Raw genomic sequence first — 4,833 nt, 5'->3', positions numbered from 1 at the left:
GGATGGGACAATGCGATCGCGTCCATTCCGCCTAGTTCTTTTATGGTTTCAATCGTGTGCTCATCAAGATAGGTAATGCAGTCCCACATCAGATTAAATCCATTATGCTGAACGAGATAGGCTGTCTGGCCGATGGCAAACTCCGGAGCTGTTTTCAAGCTGTAAAGATTGGACTCCTCCTGTTTTATTTCATTAGTATAAATTTGGCTTTCCGCCATTTCATGTAATGTTGTCCATTCCTGGCCGCGGGGTCCAACGTACTGGCGTTCTTCCATGCAGATTGGGCAGCTTTCAGGCTGATGGGCCGATGGCGGAAATTGCGTTCCGCACGTTTTGCATATATATTTTTCCATAAGTGTTGCCTCCATTTCTAATACTGGTTATATTAGCCATTTTAATGCTGAAAACATTTCGCTAAATCGCCGTTCCGGCTGAAACCGGCTACAACTTTAGTCTGAAGACCTATACTTTAAACCCAATGTAAAAACCTCAAAGTCCAGCTTTTCATAATACCCGGCTTTCTCTTCCTCGGCCAGCAATTGTAAATGCAGCAGTGCCTTAGCGCACTCTGCTGCCAGCCTTCGCACCATTTCCTTGCCGATGCCCTGGCTGCGATAATCTGGATCAACGATTAATCCGCAAAGATAGGCATTAATCACACCGTCTGAAATAATGCGCCCTGTCCCGATCAGGCACTCTCCATCATAGGCACTGATCACAAGCCAGCTCTGCTCCATCGCCTTATGCAGTTTTTCTTTCGGCAGCTTCAAAAATTTATTCCAGCCGTCATTTTCATATAACTGAAATAATTGATTCTTATCCGGTATGGCAAATTCATATTTGATCATAAAAAATCTCCTTAACAATGGAATGCTAATCCTATTCTGGCTTAAGGCGGAAAAATCCTGTTCTTTAACGGGTATGCACCTTGGATGCACAAGATTCTTTCTATTACATTACGTTGTACGAAACGAGGATCTGCTTTATGAAACTTTTTTATCTGCCGCCCGTATTAAATAGTAACGAACTTATTTTAGGAGAGATTCTTATGGGAAATATTTTTATTTTTTCACTGATTGCCGGACTGGCGATTTCTATCCTGCTGATTCCGTTCAGCTATAAAGCGAAGGCTAAGAAAAAGGAAAAGGAAGGCAGGAAGCTGGGGACGGGGATCATGGCCGGCACAGCCGCTGTTTCTGTGCTGCTTGTTTTTGCCGTGTATTACTTCACCAATCTGGACCGTAACTTGACCAGCCTGTGGCTGTTTGCAGTTATCGCAGCATTAATTGGAGCTGTTCTCGCGACAGGCAGAGAACGAATGATCAAAACGGGTGTGTTTGCCGTCAGTCTGATTGCAGGGATTTTCTTTCTGACAGCTTTTCTATTCAATGCAGATGATAAATATGAAAGTGCCAAAATGAATGAAAAAACGGAGATTGAGACGTTTGATGAAAAAGAAACACCGGCGAGCGTGCCGCCGCAGTTTGCGCGAAATAAGATGAAGAAGGCTTTCGGGCAGGTTCCGAACACGAGCTATTATGAACTTGGCAGCCTGCAGATCCAGAAAGTCAATGGAGAATATGTTTATATTGCGCCTGTAGAGTTTTCGGGCTTTTTCAAATGGTGGAATGGAGATAAAACACCTGGCTATTTTACAATCAGCGCTACTGATTCCTCAGCTAATCCAAAGTTTGTGAAAAGCGATATGGTGTATACACCATCCTCTTACTTCAATAAAAATATTGAGCGCCATATCCGGATGCAGTATCCGCAGGCCATTTTTTATGGAGATGTGCAGCTGGAAGTGGATGACGACGGAAAGCCGTTTTATATTCGTTCATATGGAGAGTTTATTTCGGCGAGAAATGGCTTTGATGTTCAAGGGGTGGTCATGGTCGACCCGCTTAATGGACAGACGAAGTCCTATAAACTTGCAGATGTACCGGCCTTTATTGATGGAGCTGTATCTCCTGAAACGGTCAGTCTGCAGAACAGCTATTTCGGGAATTATGTCCATGGCTTCTGGAACAGTAAATTCGGAAAGTCAGATGTAAGGCTTCCATCGGATGAAGGAACGGAAGCCAATGTGAGTCCGATTTTTGATGAAAATGGCGACATGTACTACTTTACTGATTTTACAAGTCCAAAAGAAGGCGTCGATTCGATGCTTGGCTATTCTCTGACAAATTCAAGGACAGGCGAAGCGACCTTCTTTACAGGCAGCCTTGAGGAATCTTATATGGATTCGCAAGGTGCCCTCCAGATTATCGAGAAGAAATTCATCGAGAAGAAATGGAGCGGCGAAATGCCTGTTCTGTATAACTTTTACGGTGAAGCGAGCTGGCTGACGCCTGTGCTTGATGCAAATGGATTCCTGCAGAACTACTTTATTGTATCAGCTGCCAATCCGGAAATATCTGCTTACGGGACGACGCCAAATGAAGCATTGCGTCTATATAAAACCGCATTGCAGCGAGGAGGAGGCACTGTAGACGGAAGCTCGAAAGCAGAGGAAAAACAGATTAGCGGCACTGTTCTTCGGGTGTACAAGGAGAAATCCGGTGAATTCACAGTCGTATCATTCCTGCTGGATAACCGCCAGAGCTATGTGGTTTCATCTGAAACCGTCCCGATGGCCATCTATCTGCAGGAAGGCGATCAGGTGGACGTGAACTATCTGGATACAGGTGAGGCATTCCTGCCTGTAAAGGAAATGAATATCAAAGGATTGGAATAGACGAGAAAACACGATGAAGGCACTCTTCATCGTGTTTTTTATTATCCTGCAATTATGTTGGCTGATTTAATGGCACTGGATAGCGTGGATTTGATGCTGACGTGATCAAATGACAAACCGAGCTGGACTGCGGTCTGGGCAATTTCCGGTCTTAAGCCGGAGATTGTGGTCTTTACGCCGATCAGGCTTAGCGCTTCTATCAGCTGGAATAGCTGATGGGCTACCATGGTATCAATCATGACTACTCCTGAAAGGTCAAGGAACAGCTGGTTGACGCCTAATTTATTGCATTGCTGAAGTGTATTTTCAAGCATGCTTTTTGCACGTGCCGTATCAATATCCCCGACAAGCGGCAGTAGTGCGATATCTTCTGTTAAAGAAATGACCGGGGAACTGAGTTCAAGGATTAAAGCCTGCTGAGCCTGCAGCCTCTTTTGGGAATGATTATTATACTCTTCCGTGAACCAGGTAACCACTTCACCAATGGTTCTAATAATGATCCTGCGCCATAGTGCAATTTGTTTTTCATCATATTGGCCCTGGCTGGATTCAACGAACTGCTCAAGCAGGTTCAAATACTGTTCCTGGGTGTTAAAGAACTCCTGCAGGATCATCTCTAATGGCGTGCGGAGGTGTTCATCATCCTGTGCCACTTTAACAATCCAGCTTTCCAAATCATGAAAGAACGCTTCTTCTTCTTTATGGAAGACTTCGGAGAACTGCTTGTGAAATTCGTAATTTTGCTTTTTTACGCTTTCAATGACAGCGGGGTCTTCCGAGGTATAAATCCCGCCGCTTTCTTCTTTGTTCACATTTTTATACCATTCTTCTGTTAAGTTCCATGTTTTCTCCAGAAAAAATTGATATAGATCATGATTACGATGCATGCCCGACTCCCCTAACCCGAACTTTTATTTCATAATAATTATTTTAACTGATGGAAAATAAAGTGTCGATTCTAAGCTCCTAACTATTTTCCGTTAATTCCCTGCTGTTCGCATACTGATAGTCTGCCCCTGGCCTCGGAAGCATTATGCTTAAGGCGGATGCCAGAACAAGAAGTACGATAGAAGCAATGAAAGAACTGTCATAGCTCCCTGTCAGATCAAATATTACACCAGGGACGAAGGAACCGAGAGCAGAACCCAGCTGATGGCTCAAATAGATCCAGCCAATCACTGCTCCGGCGGATAGATGCCTGAAATATTCCGCAGCCAGTTTCATGGTCGGTGCGACAGTTGCAAAATTGACAATTCCAAAGCTGATGGCAAACAGAATCAACAAATGGGATTGAGTGACGAAAAACCCAAACATGGTAGCATCATTTACTATGATGAGCAGAAGAACAATGGTCAGGGCCCGCACTCCGTAGAGAAAGGCAAGGATCCTTCTGCAATTCCACCTATCTGCGAGAAAACCGGATACGACTGTGCCGAGAATATTAAAGCCGGCCAGCAGACTGACAGCGGCTCCGGTAACACCAGGCGTAAATCCGCAATACTGGGCAAAGGGAATAAGATGCGTATCCATCAGGCCAGTAGTGGTGACACCGCACACGAAAAACGGGAGCATGAGATACAGGAATTCTTTTCGCTTTAAGAGCTGGAATATAGATAGCGTTCCTTTTGGGGCTTCCTTTTTTCCTTGCCTTCCCTTAACATTATCACTCACTTTCGCTCCATAAGCCTCGATATGCAGATCAGCAGGATTCGAACGGATAAAGAGCAGAAGAAGCGGAAAAATGAATACAATCAAAAAGCACCCGAGCACAAGAACGGTTGTCTTCCAGCCTAGCTGGTCAATCAGGAATAAGGACAGCGGGACAAGAATAAGCTGTCCTGCGGCTGTGCCCGCAGACATCAGTCCCATGGCCATTCCTTTTTTGTCGGCAAACCAGGTCGCCACCGCCATCGTTCCCGCTACATTGGATGCACCGCCAAAACCAACCGAGGCGATTACACCATAGATGATAATCAGCTGGACGGCATTAGTGGTGAAAAAGGTGAGAAGTGTTGAAAAACCGATCACCAAAATGCTGCAGGAAATAATATAGCGGATGCCATATTTATCAATCAGCCTGACAAGATCGGAAGAGC

4 protein-coding genes and 1 pseudogene are annotated in these 4,833 nt (G+C 44.9%); 1 reads left to right on the top strand and 4 read right to left on the bottom strand.

What is annotated here, in order from left to right:
• Positions 1–353: pseudogene (locus ACEQ1T_RS03170) on the bottom strand (hypothetical protein); the annotation flags it as partial.
• A 96-nt stretch (positions 354–449) separates the two neighbouring features.
• Positions 450–848, bottom strand: a complete 399-nt coding sequence (locus ACEQ1T_RS03165) for a GNAT family N-acetyltransferase (protein WP_206841596.1) — start codon at positions 846–848, stop codon at positions 450–452.
• 200 nt (positions 849–1,048) lie between these two features.
• Here ACEQ1T_RS03165 and ACEQ1T_RS03160 point away from each other — a divergent pair, with 200 nt between their 5' ends.
• On the top strand, positions 1,049–2,737 hold the full coding sequence (locus ACEQ1T_RS03160) for a hypothetical protein (protein WP_370221718.1): 1,689 nt from the start codon (positions 1,049–1,051) through the stop codon (positions 2,735–2,737).
• 41 nt (positions 2,738–2,778) lie between these two features.
• On the opposite strand, the gene ACEQ1T_RS03155 is transcribed toward ACEQ1T_RS03160, so the two are convergent.
• The gene (locus ACEQ1T_RS03155) at positions 2,779–3,624 is read right to left on the bottom strand and encodes an STAS domain-containing protein (protein ID WP_206841590.1); all 846 of its coding nucleotides are present in this window, start codon (positions 3,622–3,624) and stop codon (positions 2,779–2,781) included.
• Positions 3,625–3,703: 79 nt separating this feature from the next.
• A partial coding sequence (locus tag ACEQ1T_RS03150; RefSeq protein ID WP_370221717.1) for an MFS transporter occupies positions 3,704–4,833 on the bottom strand: 1,130 nt, incomplete at its 5' end.

It is taken from the genome of Cytobacillus sp. (genome assembly GCF_964223445.1).
Classification (GTDB): Bacteria; Bacillota; Bacilli; order Bacillales; family Cytobacillaceae; genus Cytobacillus.
Note: the sequence above shows the minus strand (reverse complement) of the source record. Positions and strands in the feature narration are given on the sequence as shown.

What these genes read in the sequence shown, in the direction of transcription:
- ACEQ1T_RS03165 (WP_206841596.1), bottom strand. Translation starts at nt 848, where the DNA reads ATGATCAAATATGAATTTGCCATACCGGATAAGAATCAATTATTTCAG.
- ACEQ1T_RS03160 (WP_370221718.1), top strand. Translation starts at nt 1,049, where the DNA reads ATGGGAAATATTTTTATTTTTTCACTGATTGCCGGACTGGCGATTTCT.
- ACEQ1T_RS03155 (WP_206841590.1), bottom strand. Translation starts at nt 3,624, where the DNA reads ATGCATCGTAATCATGATCTATATCAATTTTTTCTGGAGAAAACATGG.